The sequence below is a fragment of the Clostridium pasteurianum BC1 genome, assembly GCF_000389635.1.
Lineage (GTDB): Bacteria > Bacillota > Clostridia > Clostridiales > Clostridiaceae > Clostridium_I > Clostridium_I pasteurianum_A.
On record NC_021182.1, the window covers coordinates 4848399 to 4869424 of the forward strand.

19 protein-coding genes and 1 other annotated feature are annotated in these 21026 nt (G+C 33.0%); of the genes, 9 read left to right on the forward strand and 10 right to left on the reverse strand.

What is annotated here, in order from left to right; all coding sequences use genetic code 11:
• Positions 1–33: 33 nt before the first annotated feature.
• Both CLOPA_RS22540 and CLOPA_RS22545 read left to right on the forward strand, forming a co-directional pair.
• A protein-coding gene (locus tag CLOPA_RS22540; protein WP_278245982.1) for an IS3 family transposase occupies positions 34–1202 on the forward strand; the annotation gives its coding sequence in 2 pieces (ribosomal slippage) (positions 34–298 and positions 298–1202; 1170 coding nt in all).
• A gap of 214 nt (positions 1203–1416) precedes the next feature.
• On the forward strand, positions 1417–2514 hold the full coding sequence (locus CLOPA_RS22545; protein WP_015617723.1) for a lactonase family protein: 1098 nt from the start codon (positions 1417–1419) through the stop codon (positions 2512–2514).
• Positions 2515–3449: 935 nt separating this feature from the next.
• Here CLOPA_RS22545 and rlmH read toward each other — a convergent pair.
• The 8 genes from rlmH to CLOPA_RS22580 form a co-directional block, all read right to left on the reverse strand.
• Positions 3450–3929: a 23S rRNA (pseudouridine(1915)-N(3))-methyltransferase RlmH gene (gene rlmH, locus CLOPA_RS22550; protein ID WP_015617724.1), complete on the reverse strand. Its 480-nt coding sequence runs from the start codon at positions 3927–3929 to the stop codon at positions 3450–3452.
• An 18-nt stretch (positions 3930–3947) separates the two neighbouring features.
• Positions 3948–4829, reverse strand: a complete 882-nt coding sequence (locus CLOPA_RS22555; protein WP_015617725.1) for a pentapeptide repeat-containing protein — start codon at positions 4827–4829, stop codon at positions 3948–3950.
• Positions 4830–5082: 253 nt separating this feature from the next.
• Positions 5083–6255: a pyridoxal phosphate-dependent aminotransferase gene (locus CLOPA_RS22560; protein WP_015617726.1), complete on the reverse strand. Its 1173-nt coding sequence runs from the start codon at positions 6253–6255 to the stop codon at positions 5083–5085.
• 179 nt (positions 6256–6434) lie between these two features.
• Entirely contained in the window at positions 6435–6935 is a 501-nt protein-coding gene (locus CLOPA_RS22565; protein ID WP_015617727.1) for an SEC-C metal-binding domain-containing protein, read from the reverse strand.
• Positions 6936–6950: 15 nt separating this feature from the next.
• Positions 6951–7109, reverse strand: coding sequence for a CxxH/CxxC protein (locus CLOPA_RS24615; protein ID WP_015617728.1), 159 nt, complete (start codon positions 7107–7109; stop codon positions 6951–6953).
• Positions 7090–7659 carry a GerMN domain-containing protein gene (locus CLOPA_RS22570; RefSeq protein ID WP_015617729.1) on the reverse strand — a complete coding sequence of 190 codons (570 nt, stop codon included), beginning with the start codon at positions 7657–7659 and terminating at the stop codon, positions 7090–7092. Before CLOPA_RS22570 ends, CLOPA_RS24615 begins: the two co-directional genes overlap by 20 nt.
• Positions 7660–7768: 109 nt before the next feature.
• The gene (locus tag CLOPA_RS22575) at positions 7769–8554 is read right to left on the reverse strand and encodes an MBL fold metallo-hydrolase (RefSeq protein WP_015617730.1); all 786 of its coding nucleotides are present in this window, start codon (positions 8552–8554) and stop codon (positions 7769–7771) included.
• 33 nt (positions 8555–8587) lie between these two features.
• Positions 8588–9847 (reverse strand): UDP-N-acetylglucosamine 1-carboxyvinyltransferase, encoded by a 1260-nt coding sequence (locus tag CLOPA_RS22580; protein WP_015617731.1) that lies wholly within the window; start codon positions 9845–9847, stop codon positions 8588–8590.
• 521 nt (positions 9848–10368) lie between these two features.
• On the opposite strand from CLOPA_RS22580, the gene CLOPA_RS22585 reads away from it, so the two are divergent.
• From CLOPA_RS22585 to CLOPA_RS22610, 6 genes are all read left to right on the forward strand, one after another.
• On the forward strand, positions 10369–10917 hold the full coding sequence (locus CLOPA_RS22585; protein ID WP_015617732.1) for a 2'-5' RNA ligase family protein: 549 nt from the start codon (positions 10369–10371) through the stop codon (positions 10915–10917).
• A gap of 140 nt (positions 10918–11057) precedes the next feature.
• Positions 11058–11254 (forward strand) — a binding site (T-box leader).
• A gap of 107 nt (positions 11255–11361) precedes the next feature.
• Complete coding sequence (locus CLOPA_RS22590; RefSeq protein ID WP_015617733.1) at positions 11362–12276, forward strand: branched-chain amino acid transaminase; 915 nt, start codon at positions 11362–11364, stop codon at positions 12274–12276.
• A gap of 95 nt (positions 12277–12371) precedes the next feature.
• Positions 12372–13664: a nickel-dependent lactate racemase gene (gene larA / locus CLOPA_RS22595; RefSeq protein WP_015617734.1), complete on the forward strand. Its 1293-nt coding sequence runs from the start codon at positions 12372–12374 to the stop codon at positions 13662–13664.
• A 503-nt stretch (positions 13665–14167) separates the two neighbouring features.
• Positions 14168–14653, forward strand: coding sequence for a dUTP diphosphatase (locus CLOPA_RS22600; RefSeq protein WP_015617735.1), 486 nt, complete (start codon positions 14168–14170; stop codon positions 14651–14653).
• A 276-nt stretch (positions 14654–14929) separates the two neighbouring features.
• On the forward strand, positions 14930–15361 hold the full coding sequence (locus tag CLOPA_RS22605; protein ID WP_041711062.1) for a DMT family transporter: 432 nt from the start codon (positions 14930–14932) through the stop codon (positions 15359–15361).
• Between the two features lie 80 nt (positions 15362–15441).
• On the forward strand, positions 15442–16641 hold the full coding sequence (locus CLOPA_RS22610; protein WP_015617737.1) for a S8 family serine peptidase: 1200 nt from the start codon (positions 15442–15444) through the stop codon (positions 16639–16641).
• Between the two features lie 328 nt (positions 16642–16969).
• Here the strand turns inward: CLOPA_RS22610 and CLOPA_RS22615 are convergent, their stop codons facing one another.
• The gene (locus CLOPA_RS22615) at positions 16970–17875 is read right to left on the reverse strand and encodes a ribonuclease Z (RefSeq protein ID WP_015617738.1); all 906 of its coding nucleotides are present in this window, start codon (positions 17873–17875) and stop codon (positions 16970–16972) included.
• Between the two features lie 379 nt (positions 17876–18254).
• Here CLOPA_RS22615 and CLOPA_RS22620 point away from each other — a divergent pair, with 379 nt between their 5' ends.
• Positions 18255–18767 (forward strand): ferritin, encoded by a 513-nt coding sequence (locus CLOPA_RS22620; protein ID WP_015617739.1) that lies wholly within the window; start codon positions 18255–18257, stop codon positions 18765–18767.
• 186 nt (positions 18768–18953) lie between these two features.
• Here CLOPA_RS22620 and CLOPA_RS22625 read toward each other — a convergent pair whose 3' ends face one another.
• Positions 18954–20537, reverse strand: coding sequence for a bifunctional metallophosphatase/5'-nucleotidase (locus CLOPA_RS22625; protein WP_015617740.1), 1584 nt, complete (start codon positions 20535–20537; stop codon positions 18954–18956).
• Positions 20538–21026 lie beyond the last annotated feature (489 nt).

Sequence of the window (21026 nt, forward strand, 5' to 3'; positions counted from 1 at the left end):
TAATAAGTGCATAAGGAAGGATGTGCCGATGAAATGGGAAACAAGAGAGAATTTTCAGTAGAGTATAAAAAAGAAATAATTAAGCTTGTTACAGAACAAGGAAAGAAAGTAACTCAAGTAGCAAAAGACATAGGTGTTAGTGAGGTTTCAGTTAGAAGATGGATAAAGCAATATGGAATTCATGGAGAAGACGCTTTTCCTGGTAAGGGTAAATTAAGACCGGAAGATGAAGAAATAAGACGAATGAAAAAGAAAATGGCAGACCTCGAAGAAGAAAACGCTATATTAAAAAAAGCTATAACCATCTTCACAAAGCCCGTGAAATAAGATACAAGTTCATAAAAGATCACAGCTCCAAATTTCACGTGGAGAAGATGTGTAATGTATTAGATATTAAAAGGAGCTCTTACTATGCTTGGTTAAAAAGACCACAACCTCGCAGGAAAAAAGAAGATTCTATGCTTGCTATAGAAATAAGAAGAATTCACAGAGAATCAGGAGGTACCTACGGCTTTCGCCGAATTACAGCACAATTAAATAAAGAAGGCGTAGCCTGTGGAAAAAATAGAGTTTGCAGATTGATGAAGCAAAATCATATATTTAGTAAACTTAAAAGAAAATACAAGGCAACTACTTATTCAAATCATAATTTTAATGTAGCTCCTAATTTGTTAAAACAAGATTTTACAGTTGATAAACCAAATAAAGTCTATGTAGGTGATATAACTTATATAGATACGCATGAAGGATGGCTCTATCTTGCTACTGTCGTAGATTTATTTAATAGAGAAATAGTTGGATGGTCCATGGATGCTACTATGACTAGAAAATTAGTTATTGATGCATTTAACTCTGCTATTAATAAAGAACATCCTAAGGAAGGATTGATATTTCACTCTGACAGAGGTGTCCAGTATGCCTCCTATGATTATCAAGATATGTTAAAAAATAATGATTTTGTTCAAAGTATGAGTGCTAAAGGATGTTGTTATGACAATGCCTGTGCTGAATCTTTTTTCTCTTCTCTGAAGAAAGATAAGCTATATGGACGTAGCTTTAAAACCAGAGATGAAGCTAAAATAGCAGTAGTTGAATATATAGAATTATTTTATAACTCAAGAAGATTGCATTCAACATTAGAATATAAGTCACCTAAAGAATATAAAAGAGATTATTACCTAAAATTAAAAGATGCTGCATAATTTTAGTAATGTGTTTTTACAGATAGATATCTATATAATTTTACTTACTTATATTTGCATTAGTTAAAATGATTTACATTGGAAGTGTCTATTATAAAATACCAAGAATTTCAAAGAAAATCGTACATTCTATGTGTCTATTTTATTCAGAACACTCCACACCTTATATTTAATATGCATATACTGTATAAAGAATTATTTTGGAGGATCTTTGATGTATTCAGTTAGAAATTGCCTTCCCATAGGAATGGTCTATGTCATGACGAATTCGGCTAATAAAAATGAGATAGCCGCTTTTCACAGGGTCCAGAACGGCGCATTGTCACCTATGGGTTTTTACGACACATATGGCTTAGGTTCCGGCCCAAACAAAGTTTCCCCCGCAACACCAGATCACGCTGATCCGCTGACATCGCAAGGGTCGCTCGTCCTATCCCGAGACAGGCATTTTCTCTTTGCTGTAAATGCCGGCAGCCATAGTATTTCAAGCTTTATGGTCACAGCTGGCGGAGAACTGATTCTTGTCGAAGTTGTACCTTCTGGCGGATTGCAGCCCAACAGCCTGACTGTATATGAAGATCTGCTGTATGTCTCCAACGTTGGAAGCAAAGAAAATGGTTATCAATCTAACATCACCGGTTTTCGCATTGGTAACAGGGGGCAACTTGCCAGAATACCCGGCTCTACACGAAAACTTAGCACAATCAACGCGCAGCCGTCGTGCGTACTGTTCAGCCCAAACGGCTATCAGCTTGTAGTTTCAGAACTCACCACCAACCGTTTAAGCGTATTTCATGTGAAAAACGACGGTACTTTATCCGGACCCCAACTCAATAATTCCAACGGTACAAATCCGTTCGGCTCATGTTTTCTCTCATCTGGGCTATTACTGGTCGCGGAAGCCTCTGGCGCAATGTCCTCTTATGCCGTTATCCCGGACGGAGAACTTCGCGTAATCAGCGGTTCTGTCTCTGATAGGCAGATGCTTACTTGCTGGGTATCTCCCACGCGGGACGGGCGGTATGCTTATACTTCAAATACCGCAAGCGGTACTGTAACCACATATCGCATTAACATGAACGGAACGCTGAATGCTATTGGGAGCATCCGTAGCACAGCCGGGGGAATGGCAATGGGAGAACCTATAGACAACGGCGTAAGCTGGGATGGACTCAACTTCTATGTTCTGAACGGAAGCCAAGGTTCGATCTCCGTATTCTATATTGGCGAGAATGGGCAACTCATGTTACTGCAAGTTGCAGATCATATGGGCCTGCCTACCTTTGGCACCCAAGGTTTAGCAGTTATCTGAGTCTGAATCATATCAAATGGTTATTGTGGGGGCTGTCATGCTAAAGAATATCTGGAGCATGACAGCCCTTTTTTAGTCGTGGTTACAGGACTCAAACCTTCGCACCTCCATCAATCCCACACCCTCGACATCCGCTGTTTATTGGAACATGCTTATAGCCAAACAGAAATCTGAAAATGCGTTTTCGCGGCACTCTTCATACTTTTGTAACTGATGTATGTGTCGTAGATGCCGGTCTTTGTCCTGATCAGCGCCCGGTCATACAGCCGTAAAACACCGATGAATACTGTTCCGCCAAACCATATACCATTGGTGATGATATTAAAAGTTCGCAGCAATTTTAACACTTTACTAGACTTAATCTTCATATGAATTTTCCTCTTTATAAATTAATTTATAATCCGTAAATATCTCATTTCTTCTTAATTGCTACGACAATCACGTTGCTGATTAGCCCAATCTCTTTTATTTTTAATGTTAAAGGTAGAGATATTCTCTGTTCATCAATACTCGAATTCATAAAACTCTGTTTTGCTTATGTAGGCTTTCTTATTCTTCACTGCTACTGATTTACATATAGCATCATCAAAAGGACGTCACCAAGTTTGCCTTTCTACTTTACCGATTATAATTTCGTTTAATCTTGTACCATAAATCAAATATTACATCTATCCTGTCTCCACAACCATATCAAAAATACCCATAATCTGATCTGTCAACTCAACCTATCCATTTTTTTAGGTGGATGTGTTCTCTCAAACCACAAAAATAAGGATTCCCTGACATCGGAATCTCCGCTCATATTCCACCACAGAAATCCCAATACATGGAAACCCTTTATTTTACAACACTTTCAATACATCTATTTCTCCACCAGTGACATCAATACTACCGCCCCAACGTGAGGCGTATGAGGAAACATATAAAAACCTCCGTTACTTATGATACGGTTCACCCTTCATAATCCTAAACCCTCTATAAATCTGTTCCAGCAATATAACTCTCATTAACTGATGTGGAAATGTCATCTTAGAAAAACACAGCTTATAATTTGCTCTATTTAAAACTGCTGAGGATAAACCCAGTGATCCACCGATAACAAATGCCATGTTACTTTCTCCCTTTATGCCTAGGTCTTTAACAAAATCAGATAATTCCTCGGAAGATAACATTTTTCCCTTCAAGTCCAATGCCACCACATACATATTATCCTTCACATATTTTAATATGCCTTCTCCCTCTTTATCCTTTATGCTTTCTTCTTCCTTTAAGGATGCATTATCGGGAGTCTTTCCGTCTTGAATTTCTACTATATCTAGTTTGCAATATCTAGAAAGCCTTTTCCTATATTCATCTATGGCATCTCTAAGATATTTTTCTTTTATTTTTCCTACTGTAATTAGAGTTATATTCACAATTCTATTCTCCTATAATCATTTTGACCAGTATATTGGTCGAGTAAGTGATATGGGTAACTTTGTGTCAGAATCACCTTTCGCCGTGTTAATCTGGGCTTGAGTGAGAAAGATACTATGGGTGAGGTTAGCTCCTCTAAGGTCAGCATCTCGCAAATCAGCTCCGATGAGATCAGCCCCACTCAAATCCACGCCTCTGAGATCAGCCGCAATAAGATAGGCTCCTCTCAAATTTGCACCTCTAAGATCGTTTTTTCTGAGGTTTGCACCAATAAGGTCTAGTCCTCGACCAAGAGTCTTTTGGTGCCTTGAAGAAGTCTTCTGCCCAGGTTGGACTTCGCTTCGCACTAGTTCGCTGGTCTGTAGAAGTAGAGTATTAACATCTCCTCGGTGTGCTGCCACATCTAGTTCTATGAGAGAGTCAGGGCTTAGGAGAGTGAGTCGTTCAGTCTCATTGAGCATGGAGCTGAGTTCACCTTGGATATGACAGGTCTGTTGCAGCGTGAGTGATTCTGCCAGATACCAGAGCATTTCATGGATTTGCCGCATAATCAGGAAGACCTCATACATTTGCTTCGCGGATTTTGGAACTTGCCGCCAGTCATGTCCACCATAGGTGACTTGGGCAACCTTTTGTCCCGCACCAAAACAGTCATAGGCAATGCAACCTTTAAGCCCCAGCTTCCTGAGACTTTTGTGAACGCTGCAGCGAAAGTCTGATTGTAGGTTAATACAAGGCTTACCAGCATCTTTGTCCACAGGGAAGCCTTCCGAAGCTGAAAAGTACAGTGCAACACAACAAAAGCCGAAACAGTTTTCGCAGTCAGCTTGCAGATTGTGGCGACTCATGTCAGAAAAAGATAATATTGGATTGTTCTTGTTTTCATATGGATATTTCATATTCATTTACCTCATATCGTAAAATATAAAAATTTTTAGTTTGATTTTATCATAGACACCATAATTATTCAATTTTCAAAGAACACTTATGTGGGTAATTAATTACAACTACGAATTAAAAATCTAATATAAAAACTTTCACATCAAAAAACTTAAAAATAAGGTCCATAGGTATGATATGTCCATTAAAAAATATTCTGAATTCACATACCACACCTTGCTTGAACCTTATTTTAAAATCTATCCTTATAGTCTAAATTTTTCTACTCTTTGCCTTTTCTCTAAGAGTTGCTAATCTTTTAACAGCTTCAATTAAAGTCTCATCCTTCTTTGCAAAATGAAATCTTATGTAGTTATTTACATCCTCTTTAAAAAAGCTTGAACCAGGCACTGCTGCTACTCCCACTTCTTTTGCTAGCCATTCACAGAATTCCATGTCGCTGCCATTAGTAAATTCCGATATATCTACCATGACATAATATGCACCTTCAGGTTTTGTATACTTTAGTCCTGCTTCATCAAGTCCTTTAAGGAAAAGCTCCCTTTTCTTAGTATACAATTCTCTTAGAGATTCATAATATTCATCGGGTAAATTAAGCCCTGCTAAAACCGCTGCTTGAAGTGGTGCTGCTGCTCCAACGGTTAAAAAGTCATGGACCTTTTTAGCATTTTCAATTATGCCTTCTGGAGCAATAACATATCCGATTCTCCAGCCTGTTATGGCATAGGTTTTAGATAGTGAGCTGCAGGAAATTGTACGTTCAAACATTCCTGGTAATGCTGCCATGTAATTATGTTTATAAGGTTTCATAACTATGTGTTCATATACTTCGTCTGTAATTACAAAAGTATCATATTCTTTAGCTAGGTTCCCAATAAACTGAAGTTCCTCTATGGTAAAAACCTTTCCTGTTGGATTAGATGGATTACACAATATGATTGCCTTTGGTTTTTGCTTAAATGCCCTTATAAGTTCTTCTTTATCAAAATTAAATTCTGGTGGTTTTAAGGGAACATATATAGGCACTGCCCCACATAGAATAGCATCTGCTCCATAGTTTTCATAGAAAGGAGAGAATACTATAACTTTATCTCCTGGATCACAAGCTGTCATCATTGAAACCATCATTGCTTCAGTACTTCCACAGGTAACAACTATCTCTTTATTTGGATCTATTGAAATACCCATAAATTTTGTTTGTTTTTTTGCCAATGCTTCTCTTAATTTTTGTGAACCCCAGGTAATTTCATATTGATGTGGCCCTTCTTCCGCTACTTTTACAAGAGCCTCTTTAATTTCCTTTGGTGGATCAAAATCGGGAAATCCCTGTGATAAATTTATAGCACCATATTTATTTGATATTCTCGTCATTTTACGAATAACGGATTCTGTAAAACCATTCAATCTTTCACTTATTTTTGGCATACCCTATTCCTCCTATTACTATCTTATAAGTATCCACAAATAAATCTTACTTAAATTTTACCCTTTGGGACTTCAATTAATTATTTAAGAAAATTACATATTAATAGTAACGCTGCAAATATAGATTTATAGTTCATTTTCCTATTATAAAATCTCATTTTGAAGTTTACCACAAAGTGCTAGTTTTGACCGCAGCACTGCTTATATTTTTTACCGCTGCCACAAGGACATGGTTCATTTCTGCCGACTTTATTTGTATTCACTACAGTTTTTGAATTTTTCCAATTGTTATGTATTTCTTTTCTCTTTTCCTTTGAAAAAATTCCTTCCCATTGAGGAAGCTCGTATAAATAGTCTGCCTTTGCTTCCAGCATATTAAAATACAATTTTTCGAAATCTATATTTATTACTATATTATCATCTTCACTAAGTTTCTCTAAATCCAATGGTTCAGTCAAACTATCATTTATTCCATCTAAAAAGCCCATGAAAAAAATATTATCAATTTCAAATTCTTTTGCCAAATCTTCAATTTTTCCATCTATATGTTTGTCATGATTAGCTAATACCTTTGTATATACTTTTGTTTCAATAGCCCCATATTCCTGCCAAAAAGCTGCTTCCCCTCTAGTTTTTACATACTCCACTACCATATCTGTCCAATTTTTATATAAACTCATATGTACTTTCTCCTTTTATCTACCTAATTTATATTTAGCCTGTTTTTCACAATAATCACATTTATGTTCTGTTACTTCAATTACATCTGGAAATTCTTCATTATCTACAAGATAGTCGTCAAAAGCCCTATCTAAATGCTCTTCACAAAAATATTTACTTTTTTCTTCTTCCAATTATATCATCCTCTCCAAAAGGCTTTGATATATCAAAATTCCCACCAAGGGTATCTGTATCTTTATTGTCAATTTGTATTTTTATCTTTTTTACAGAGGATAGCTGTTCTAAAGATGTTACCAAACTCTTTAATACCGCCTCTTCCTTAACTGGGGTCATAGGAACCCTGGCATCGCCGCTGAGATTTATAAACGCAATATCATTATTTATAGAAAAACTTAAAAGCTTAGTACTCTTAGGTAGAATAGGTTTTAACTTACTTTCTAAGCCCGGTCCTTTTATAAGTTCGTTAACAATCAGTTCTCCTATAAGTTCATCCTTTTTAATTAATCTTTCCTCTTCACCTATCTCCGCTTTCTTTTCGCTTTGTGATGCATCAAAATATAAATTTAAATCCAGTGCCTGCCCATTTTCCTTATATAGCTTCACATTTTCTACTTTGCTGTTTAATTTTTCATTAGCTTTATCACTACTTAATGAACAGGAACTCAACATTAAACTAGAACATACCAATACAACACCCATACTAGAACCTAATACTTTTTTCATGGAAACTCTCCTCTTATAAATAAGCTTTATCTTCTTCCTCGCCTGGATCATCATTTAAATCATGCCATTGTGAGCTTTTCATGAGCCTATAAGTCATAAAATTAAAGTGCTAGAATTCAGTATACCCACTTGGCATATCTCTTTTTGCCATAGTTATTTCTATATCTTTTTCTATTTTTATACCAGCATCATTCAACACATTTACTACGGTCTTAAAGGCCAACTCTGGATAATTATTTGTTTTACTCAAATGTCCTAAAATAATTTTTTTCCTTTTATAACCCATTATATCCATAATAGCTTTTCCACAATCCTCATTTGACAAATGACCTATATTGCTTAGTATTCTCCGCTTTAAATTATATGGGTATGGTCCAAATTTAAGCATTTCTACATCATGATTACTTTCCAAAAGTATTACCTCTGCATCCACAAGCTGTTCTTTTACTTGCTCCGAAAAATATCCTAGGTCCGTAGCTACACACACTTTTTTGCCCTTACAGATTACAGAATAGCCTGTAGGCTTTGCTGCATCATGAGGTATATCGTAGCCTACTACATCTAAATCTTTAATGCATACATTATTTTTATCCATAATTTTAATGTTGTGCTCTTTTATTTTCCCAACACTTTTAAACATGCCCTTCCATGTAGGTTCATTAGCATACACAGGTATATCATACTTTCTTGAAAGTACACCTACTCCCTTTACATGATCTATATGTTCATGGGTAACAAATATACAATCTATATTTTTAGGGTTTTCTCCTATTTTAGCTAGTGCCTCTTCTATATGCTTTCCCGGAAGACCTGCATCTATTAATATTTTCGCATTTTCAGATGCAATAAATATACTGTTACCACTACTCCCACTGTAAAGTGAACAAAATTTCATAATTTTCTCCTACACCCTAAAAAATCCTATGTTCTATTTTATAGGTACTCTTATTATATCGGCCCCTAAGGCTTTAAATTTATTTTCTATATGAGGATACCCTCTATCAATATGTTCTATGGAAGTAACCTCTGTAGTACCTTCAGCAATTAGACCTGCAATAACCATAGCTGCACCTGCTCTCAAATCACTTGCTTTAACCACAGCTCCTGTTAACTTTTTAACGCCATCTATTATAGCAATTCTCCCCTCAACCTTTATGGAAGCTCCCATCTTCTTAAGCTCATCTATATGCTTAAATCTACACTCAAATATACTTTCATTTATTATACTTCTTCCCTCTGAAACACATAAAAGTGTACTCATAGGCTGCTGCACATCTGTTGGAAACCCAGGATAAGGAAGAGTTTTTATGTTTACACCTCTTAAAATTTTATTTGACTTAACAGTGACAGAATCATCAAGTTCAATAACTTCTGCACCCATCTCTACAAGCTTTGCTGATATAGATTCAAGATGTTTAGGTATAACATTATTTATAGTTACAGAGCCTCCACAAGCTGCTGCTGCAACCATATATGTACCTGCTTCAATTTGATCTGGAATAACGCTATAATTACATCCTGTAAGTTCTTCAACCCCTACTACTCTTATGACATCTGTTCCCGCACCTTTTATATTAGCTCCCATAGTATTTAAGAAATTAGCTACATCCACAACATGTGGTTCTTTAGCCGCATTTTCAAGCACTGTAGTTCCTTCAGCCAGAGTTGCTGCAAGCATAACATTTATGGTTGCACCTACACTTACAACATCAAAATATATATTTGTTCCTATAAGTCTATCTGCCTCCACAGTTATTGTACCATGCTCAATATTAACATTGGCACCTAGTGCTTCAAATCCTTTTATATGCTGATCAATGGGTCTAACACCTATAGGACATCCCCCTGGAAGTTCCACCGCTGCCTTTTTAAACCTTCCAAGAAGTGCTCCTATTAGATAATAAGAAGCTCTCATTTTCCTCACATCATCAGTATTTGCATTCACATTTTTCAACATAGTACTATCTATAGTAACTGAGTTTTTAACTCGAGTAATTTTGCATCCAAGACTTTCAATAATTCTCTCTTCGCATTGAATATCTTCTATTTCAGGGATATTATCTATTACACATATATCTTTACTAGCCATAATAGCTGCAGGAAGAATTGCTACTGCCGCATTTTTAGCCCCACCTATTTCTACACTTCCAAAAAGCTCTTTACCGCCTTTTATAATTAATTTGTCCATTCCCTTATCCATCCTCACTATATATATATAAATTTTACATAAATTCTTATTTAAGATAACCACGAATTATATTATAGCATAATTGCAGTTTTTTTTGTAACTAATTTTTAAATAATAAACCTATCATTTTATACCATTTTTATAAGTTTAAAGTTAGATAATTCATATTATAAAGTTCTCTTATTTAATTATATAGTTTATACTGTTAAATATATAACTAAGGTTATGGTTTTATTGCTTTTATCTGGATACTAACCAACAATTTGTTAATGAGGATTATATAGTTTAGCTAACAAAATTCAAAAATTTACTTGTTATTTCTATTCGAATGCCTTATGTGTTATAATTAATTTATCCGATGACTACCCACTCTAATACTTCCATCTTATTCAAATTGGAAGTAAAGAGTGGCTACGTCCCTGGATAACGATTTCTAAGCATCAGGTGGAATAAAAACTCCACGTGACACTAAGAACTCTGTTTATCGAATCGTTTTATATATCACATATGGAGGAATATAAATGAAGTATTATTTAGTGGCATTATTTGATAAAGATTCTTATTCATTTGTTGAAAGCATACAAAAGAATATATGTAAAAAATATAAGTTATATAGGAAACTTCCTGTGCTGCATATTACTCTTGAGGTCATCGATGACCCTGATATTGATAAACTTGATAAAATAGTATCAGATGTAATGAAGCCTTACAAGAGGTTTAGAGTAGAACTTAATGGAGTTATTTGTTTTGATCCTCCATATAAATCAGTAAATTTAAAGGTAGAAAATAAAGGTTACATAACAAGATTAGTAAGGCATATTAATGAAAATTTAAAAATTCATCATTTTAAAGTAAGAGAAGATATCAATAATTGGGACTTACATGTCTCCTTAGCTAGCACAAACTATGCCATTAGAAAATGGTCTACAGATGAATATAGAATTGCCTGTGAAAATACACGAAATGCTAATCCCAAAAAAGTAGCAAGAATAGATAGACTTGAACTTTGGAAACCTATTAATAATAAAAAAACCATGACAGTTAAAAGTTTTTCATTAAAAGAATATTAAATCATCAATTATAAACCCCTTTTCCCGGGATAAATTGATGATTAAATATATTTCCCATTTAAGTATTGACATAACTTTTCCTAGATAGTATATTTAAGCGTAAAGCGAATATATAATTGGTTACATAAATAATTATACATATAAAGACTATGATTGGGAAGAGTAAGTAATATAAATGTTTTAAAGAGAGTGGGGTTAGGTGAGAACCCGCAGACTAAATATTACCGAAAATCACCCTTGAGTTGCAAGCTGAATTCTTAGTAAGCTAAGCCGGCATGTCCGTTATGATTTTCAAGTAAGTATTTGGGTGGTACCGCGAGCAGACTTCGCCCCATAAGGGACATTGTCTGCTCTTTTTTTGATATGGCATCTGAAAATAAATAACAAGTCAAGGTATTTTTTGAAGATGCCCTAAATAATAAAATTTTATAAGGGGGTTTTTTTGTGAATAATTCTTATGTAGTTTACAACGGTAAAATAGTTCCTGAAAGCGAGGTAAGTATAAGCATTAGATGTAAAGCCTTCAATTATGGTTTAGGCTGCTTTGAAGGAATCAGAGCTTATTGGATTGAGGAAGATGAACAACTTTATGCCTTCAGACTTAAAGAACATTATCAAAGATTTTTACAGTCTTGTAAAACTCTTAACATTAAATTACCTTATTCAGTAGATGAGTTATGTACTTTAACTGTAGAACTTTTAAAGAAAAATAATTTTAAATCTACAACTTATATAAGACCTATAGCTTATAAGGGTGGAGAAGATATAGGCCCAACTTTAATGGATGAAGACGATAGATTGGTAATATATTGTCAACCTTTAGGTAGCTATACTGGTAAAGAAGAACTTAAGGTAGCTATAACTTCCTGGAAAAGACTTGAAGATAATATGCTTCCTCCAAGAACTAAAGCTACTGCAGCATATCTTAATTCTGCTCTTGCTTCCCTTGAAGTAAAACAAAATGGATATGACGAAGCTATATTTCTAACTAGCAGCGGTAATATATGTGAAGGTCCTGGAGAGAACTTATTTATATTTAAAAAGGGAAAACTTGTAACTCCTCCTCCAAGTGACAATATACTTGAAGGAATAACAAGAGATACTGTTATTGAGCTTGCAAAAAATGAATTAAATCTTGAAGTAGTAGAAAGAAGTATAACAAGAACTGAATTATACGCTTCCGATGAGGTTTTCTTCAGTGGAACAGCTATGGAAGTTACCCCTGTAATTGAAGTAGACAACAGAGTAATAGGTGATGGAAAGCAGGGAGAAATATCAAAGAAAATTAAAGAATTGTTCTTTGAAATAACTTCAAGCAAAAATCCTAAATATTCTAAATACTGTACTCCTGTATATTAATTTTTATACACTAAAGCAGCATCAAGAAATAATAAGATAAATTTATAATTATTTTATTGATGACTCTAAAGTTAAATTTAAAGGGAGTTTATTATATGAAAAACATTGATATGAAATATGGCGATACACATATTACTTTTCCTATTGATGAAAACAATATTGTACAGATAATAGAAGGTAATCCATTTAATCTAGGTAAAACTGAAGATGAGATAATATTAGATTCTCTTGCTAATCCTATAAACAGTCCAAGGCTAAAGGATATAGTCCATAATGGTGAGAAGATATGTATTGTAATTTCAGATGTTACCAGAGCTTGGCAAAGACCTTATAAATTTTTATCTCCAATTGTAGAAGAACTTAATAGCGCTGGCATACCAGATAAGGATATTATTTTTTTAAGTGCTACAGGCACCCATAGGAAACAGACTGAAAAAGAACATGAGAACCTATTGGGCGCTGAATTACATAAAAGATTTGATGTTATTGACCATGACTGTCTTGATCAGAATAATTTAGTATACCTAGGTGAAACAAGTTACGGAACCCCTGTATGGATGAATAAAATAGCTATGGAATGTGACCATATAGTAATAACTGGTTCAATAGTTTATCATTTGCTTGCTGGATGGGCAGGTGGTAAAAAATCTATTCTTCCTGGAATATCTGGCTATGATACTATTATGGCAAATCACGCTCTTTCCCTTGGCAAGAATATAGGTGATGGGAGTAATCCACTGGTTAGATCAGGAAGCATTGCAAATAATCCTGTGCATAATGATATGCTGGAAGCTGCTGCATTTGTTAAGCCTAGCTTTATGTTTAATGTAATTATGGGTTCGGATGGTAATATTGCTGCTGCAGTTTCAGGTGATTATGTAGAAGCTCATGCCATGGGTAGAGATTTGGTAAATAGAATAGATGGCGTTAAAATTCATAGAAAAGCTGATCTTGTTATTGGAAGTGCTGGTGGATATCCTAAAGATATAAATTTATATCAAAGTAGTAAAACACTGATTAATATGAATGAAGCTGCTAAGGATGGTGCTGCTTTAATCCTTATATCTCAATGTAGGGAAGGCCTTGGTGGAGACTCTGATATTAAGGATATAATATTAAATTATGATAATATTTTAGATAGGGAAAAATCCCTTAGGGAAAGATACAGTATATCAAAATTCATAGGATACTACGTCTGCGAACTGGCAGAAAAATATGATTTTATAATGGTTTCTGATATAGATGAGAATTTGGTGAAAAACGCAAACATAAAAGTAGTTAGTACTATGTATGAGGCCCTTAACATAGTTTACGAAAAGAAAGGCAAAAGTTTGGAAACCATACTAATGCCTAAGGGTGCTAATACATTGCCTATTTTAGAAAATTAAAATCAATTCATCTGAATTTAATTATGCCTGCAATAACTAAATTCAGATGAATATATAACTCATTCGGTTACAGTTATCTTTATCTGATATTATCAGATGACTATCAATGAATCTTGCTCGGTGGAAGTTTGTATTTCCACTGAGTTTAGATGAATTATCCAGGGACGTGCCGATGTTATCTCCACCTTTAGAAAAGCAGAGAACCAAAATCTTAGATTTTGTGTGAATCGCTTTCACAGAGTGCGGTGGAGTGTTACATCGGCTAGTCATCGGATAAAATAAGACTTATGTATTAATATAAACCTAGTATGGTAATAGATCTTAACTAGGTTTTCTTAATTTATATATAAATTTAATTAATTAATAAGTAATATTATCTTTTAATATTAAATTATCATGAATTTAATTATTTTTTTATGTAATCGTTTATGTAACCTTTTATTATTTATAACTTTCATATAAAATATATGTTATATACCAGTTATGGAAAGGCGGCTTTATTAATGAATTTGAATAAACTATTTAATCTACAAAAAGAGCTAGATAGCAGAATACTAAGTGAGCATAACTTAAAGGCCGACAACTTATTCTCTAAAAAAGCTCTTGCACTTCAAGTAGAGGTAGGCGAGTTAGCCAACGAAACTAGATGTTTCAAATATTGGAGCAAAAAAAGTCCTTCTCCAGAGGAAATCATTCTAGAAGAATTTGTGGATTGTCTGCATTTTATATTAAGTATAGGTATAGATAAAAATTTTGAACATATACAACTTGCGGCTGCAAATTATGGAGACAAAATAACAGAACAGTTTTTAGATCTTTTCATTGATATTAATGATTTCTTAATATGCTCTTCAATTGATCACTATATAACTCTTTTTGAAGATTTCTTGAGTTTAGGTTTAAACTTAGGATTTACAGAAGATAAAATAGAAGAAGCTTATTTAAAGAAGAACCTTATAAATCATGAAAGACAAAATATCGGTTATTAAGGCATCTAAAAATAAATAATAAGTCAAAGATGCGACGAATATTTTGAATCCAACAAGGAAACAGGTTCTGATGATAGTTGGACTATCAGAGGGTTCTGTTGACGCAGTAGGATTCAAAATAGGCTAGCATACTGACTTAGTTATTTTTAGAAGATGCCTAAAATTAATTGAACAATATACATGCACTATAAAGTTTATCAAATAGCTTTTATAGTGTTTTTTTTACTTATATATACACATATATTGGGGCATACTAATCTTCAGGATGGTGATTTTATGATTGGCATATTTTTATCAATTTTATCAGGAATTTGTATGAGTCTTCAAGGAGTTTTTAATACAAGGCTAAGCGAGAAAATAGGTCTTTGGGAAACAAATGTAATTGTTCAGGGAAGTGCATTAATTTTTACTTCCATAGTATTGATTTTTGCCAGCAAGGGCAATTTTAAAAATATAAAAGATGTAAACAAAATGTATCTTTTAGGTGGAATACTTGGTGTCATAATTGTCTATACTGTTATGAAGGGAATATCTTCTGTGGGAACTACCTGTGCAATCTCAACAATATTAATTGCTCAACTTTTGGCTGCAGCTATTATTGACGCTTTTGGATTCTTTGATACTCCTAAAATAGCCTTCGGAGCTAATGAAATATTAGGTGTAATCATTATGATAGTAGGTATAGTAGTATTTAAATGGAAATGTTGAAAATTTTTCTGATTATTTAATAGCAAATATCAAGTTTTAAAATATAATAATAATGGAAGTCATCTTACGGAGGAAAATTGATGTTTTCTATGAGAAAAAAACTTGATAACAACCTGAGACTTGCTATTGAAAAAGATAGGCTTAAAAATTATAGGGTCATTATTCACTGTACTGCCTTATTGGATAGATTTCAATCAAAAATAAAATCTCTTAGAGGGGAATTAATCTGTATAATCCCTTCTGTTAACTGTGTATGTGCAAACATATCTGCTAATACCATTAAGCGTTTAATAGAATATCCAGAGGTAAATTTTATTACCTTAGATAATTTTGCTTATCTTTGCGCAAATAGTATATCCGCCTCTAATAAGATAAGTTTATCTAAAAATTTGAAATTTACAGGTAAAGATGTATGCATAGCTTTAGTAGATAGCGGTATATATCCACATCCTGATTTATTGAGTCCTTTTAAAAGAATCAAAAATTTTATAGATATTGTAAACGGACTTAATTATCCTTATGATGATAATGGCCACGGTACTTTTGTCAGTGGAGTAATATCTGGCAGTGGCATTAATTCAAATGGCATGTACAAAGGCATAGCTCCAAACAGCAGCATATACTGTATAAAGGCCTTTAATTCTTTGGGAAAAGCTTATATATCAAACATACTTTTAGCCATAGACAAAATTCTTTATGACTGTAAGGAATTTAACATAAGAATACTTTGCTTACCTTTTGAGATAAGTACAGAAGAGGATTTTATATTATCACTTTTTCATAATGCTTTTGAAAAGGCGAAGGAGAACAACATTGTAGTAGTAGTTCCAAGTGGAAATAACGAAAATATAAAAAGTTCTATAAGAGGAATTGCTGGATTAGATAACTGTTTAACTGTTGGTGGCCTTGATACTGCTTCTACAATTAAATCATATCATTATTCCGCTAGCGGTCCCTGCGGCAAGCTTATGAAGCCAGATCTTTCCGCCGCCTGCGTTGATATATATTCTTTAAAATCTGATACAAACTACGTTTCAGAAAGAGATGGGGTAAAACTTTATCCTCATAAAATGGAAAAATACTATACCAGTTTTACAGGTACTTCTTGTGCAGCTGCCTATGTAAGTGGAATTTGTGCTCTCTTATTGGAAAGTAATAAAAATTTAAATTATAATGATATTATTTCCCTTATTAAAGCTTCTTGCAAATTATTAAGTTTTCCAAAATGGCAGCAAGGCGAAGGTATAATAGAAATAAATAAATTGTTCAGTAATGAATAAAATTCGATTTTCTGCACATAACTATAATCATAAAGTAAGGCACATTCAAATAAATAGTCAGCGTCTTTGACTTACTATTTATTTTCATATGCTTAATCCAAAATTATTAAAACCAAATTTCGCTCTCAGGCATTCTTAGCTTTTCATGCTCTGCATGCTTGTATAAATATTAGCCTCTGAGTTTAAATTCTCAGAGGTTTTTATTTTTATTTAAATGTTATTGCATTAACAAACCTTACTAATTTGAAATTTGTTTCTACTATTCAGATTAGACAAGTTATTTAGGAACGTGCCTCTTTTACCTCCCTATAGTTATATTCGCTAGATATCAGGTGAAATTTATATCCCTGCAAAGTCTATCTTTTCCCACTATAGTATTGTCAAATATCTTTTTTGTATGTTCCAAATATTTTTCTGGCTCTTTAAGTGATGGACTAAAATGAGTGAGCCAAAGTTCTTTTACATTACCTTCTTTTGCCAAAGCTGCTGCTTCACTAAAAAGCATATGTTTATTTTTAATGGCCTTTTCTAAGCTATCATCTTCACCATACATACCTTCACATATAAAAAGTTCAGCCTCCTTTATAAAATCCACAAGAGAAGCTATAGGTCTTGTATCTGTAACATAACAAATTTTTATACCCTTTCTCTCATCGCCTAAAACCATGTCTGGCGTAAATACTCTTTTGCCAAATTGAATGCTTTCACCCTTTTGAAGAATACTCCATAGTTTTATAGGCACATCATTTAACTGAGCCTTTTCTTTGTTAAATTTCTTTCTTCTCTTTATCTCTACACTATAACCTAAGCAAGGAAGAGTATGTTCACAACTTATAGCATGAATTATCATATCATTTAATTTAAGTTCATAGAAATCCTGTTGTACTTCTATTAATTTTAATTCATAGGGAAGCATTGGTGCTATAACTGTCATACCTTCAACAACCTTTTTTAATCCTGAAGGTCCTACTATAGTAAGTGGTTCTATTCTGCCTGAATTGGCGATAGTTAACAAAAGCCCAGGAAGTCCTGCTATATGATCTGCATGATAATGAGTAAAGCAGATAATGTCTATAGCTTTAAAGCCACTACCTAATATTTTCATAGAAACTTGAGTTCCCTCGCCACAATCAATTAACAATTTACTGCCATTAGAACTTACCAGCATGGAAGTAAGTGATCTATTTGGAACAGGCATACTGCCTCCACAACCTAATAGACATACATCAAGCAAATTTATCCCTTCTTTACCTTAAAGTAATTATCTACGCTCCTATTTTCAAAACAATCCATCCTTTAAATATTATAATCAAAATTATAATTATTATAGAGCTTATACTGAAACTTAATAAAATAGCATATACAGCTTTAGTAAAAAATATTCCTGTTATAACTGCTGTAACAATTGATGGACTAAATATAATTATACATTATATTATTAGTGTGTTATTTGTATAGTACACATTTTGTAATATTTAGTCAACAAATTATTTCCAAAAGTTAATTTGTATTTTATTCATTATTGCTTTAAAATATATATATACTCTATATTAGTAGATATTATTACATTTTTACTAATAACTATTAAATCAATATTTGAGAGGGTGATTATTATGATAAGTGAAAAATTATTTTCTGCCTTAAATGATCAAGTAAACTATGAATTTTATTCAGCACATATTTATTTAGCAATGCAGGCATACTGTGCATCACAAGATTTAACTGGTTTTGAAAACTTTTTCAAAGTACAAATTGAAGAAGAAAGATTTCATGCTAATAAATTCTTTAATTACATAGTTGATATGGATGGCACAGTTGTAATTAAAGGCATGGATAATCCAAATAATGAATTTGGTTCAATACTTGATGCTTTCAAAGCCACATTAAATCATGAAAAAATTGTAACTGAAAGAATTTACAACCTCATGGATATAGCTACAAATGAAAAAGAACACGCAACTATAAGCTTCTTGAAGTGGTTTATTGATGAACAAACCGAAGAAGAAAAGACTGTTTCTACTATATTAAAGAGATTAGAGAGAATAGGCGATGATAAAGCTGCATTGTACATGCTAGATGCTGAATTAAACCAAAGAGTCTTTACCCCACCGACAACTACAGCTTAATCAATTTGTTTTTTATGTAGGCATCTTCAAATAAATAGCAAGTTAAAAATGCAAAATGGACTAGCGTACTAATTGTTTATTTATTTGAAGATATCCTATAGTTACTGTAAATCAAAATATAACATATGAAGAAAGCCTTATATATATCTTATGAAGTTTATGCTTGCAATTACCTCACTTATTTTGTCAATCATGAACAACTTTCCAATTTCCATCTACTGTAGCCTCTATAATTCCTCTGGATAAAATATAATTAGCTATTAATTCAGACATATCAATAGGTATATCCTTTATTACTGGCTTACCTTTAAACATATCATAATTTCCTCCACCACCAGCACGATAATTGTTCATTACAACCTCATATTCTTTTTCCGTATCTAAGGGCTTACCTTTATAATTCAATTTTGTTATCCTGCTTCCAATGGGTTTTGATACATTTATTTCGTATTCAATTCCTTCCCACATATCATAATTATAATGTTGTGGTTTTGGAATGGAAAACTTGGGATTTACCTTGATACTTTCTCCGTCATAGTTAGCAAAGTATGATGCAGATTTTTCTAATGCCTTTTTAATATCAGAGCCCTTAATTTTGATTACCTTTAGCGTATTAGGGTATACATAATTTGAAACTATGTCTCTCATTGTCACTTTATTTCTAAAACCTTTAGATTTATTATCAAATAAAGCTGTATTAGAAATATCCACTCCTGCACTATCCATTTGTACTTTATTAATAAATTCTATTAAGGCATTATCTTTAGTTCTTATATCCATGTAATCTTTAACAACCATATTCCCATTTATATTTCCAATAGCTTTATCCAGCCATACCTGAGTATCTTTCTCTATATCATTTATTATATTCTCAACTTCAACTTGTGAGGCCTTATTCTCACTAAAAATTAATTTAGAGCTCTTGTTTATTACTTCCCAGCCATTCTTGCCTCTCTTCATATTAATTTCAACCTTACCTATAGCTTTAGCGGCATTTCCAGGTTGAACCACAACTACCCCATTGATGCACTTGTTATAAATAAGCCTGTGCTGATGACCTGTTAATAATACATCTATATCTTTTACTTTTTTACAAAGCTCATAAGCCTGATTTTCCCCAGTGAGACTTTCTGTTGGTTTTCCTGTATCTAAATCCCTTTCAAAGCCTCCGTGATAAGAGACTACCACCACGTCTACCCTTTCCTTTTTTTTTAAAATATCAATCCACTTTTCAGCAGTTTTTACCACATCTTGAAAGTCTAACTCGGCAATTATATCTGGATTTTCCCAGTTAGGTATATATTTCGTAGTAAGCCCCAGTATTCCTACCTTTAGCCCCTCTTTAAAATTCTTTATTATATAGGGTTTTCCAAGGGTAGGTTCTAAAGAATTTTTGTCTATAATATTAGCAGAAAGCCATGGAAAATTTGATTGCTTTATTGAATCTTTAAGAATATCCATACCATAATTAAATTCATGATTTCCTATAACAGCTGCATCATATTGTAAAAAATTCAATACTTCTATAATAGGATTTTTATCTTTACTATCTACTTTTGCATAATAATAGGTAAGAGGAGTACCCTGAAGCATGTCACCATTATCTATCAGTATAACATTTTCATTTAAATTTCTTTCCTCCCTAATTATTGTTGCAATTTTTGATATTCCGTTTTTAGCTTTTTCATTATTAGCATAATCTATTGGTATCATATTTCCATGTATATCACTAGTTTCTAATATAATTAAACTTATATCATCTGAGGGCATAATTTTACAACTCCAATCTATATCTTAATCATTTCGAAAAATATATCTAAAAGACTTATTATATCAATGAATATTAATTAAATTTTCAACTGATATTCTTTAAGGCATCTTCAAAAAATAACTAAGTCAGTATGCTAGCCTATTTTGAATTCCACTGCGTCAACAGAACCTTCTGATAGCCCAACTATCATCAGAACCTGTTTCCTTGTTGAATTCAAAATATTCGTCGCATCTTTGACTTCTTATTTATTTTCAGATGCCTAAATCACTGAATAACTTACAACAAGATAACTTCATTATAGTATTTGTTCCAATAAGGTGCAAGTTGCACCTTATTAACATTTTAGAGCACATTTATATTACTCTATGCAATTATCTTATTAGTGACACATAATAAAAATCTATCCTATATTCCACAAGTAATTTCTACAAATATTCATACTGATAAGATTACTTGTAAAAATTTTCTTAATAAAAACAAACTACTAT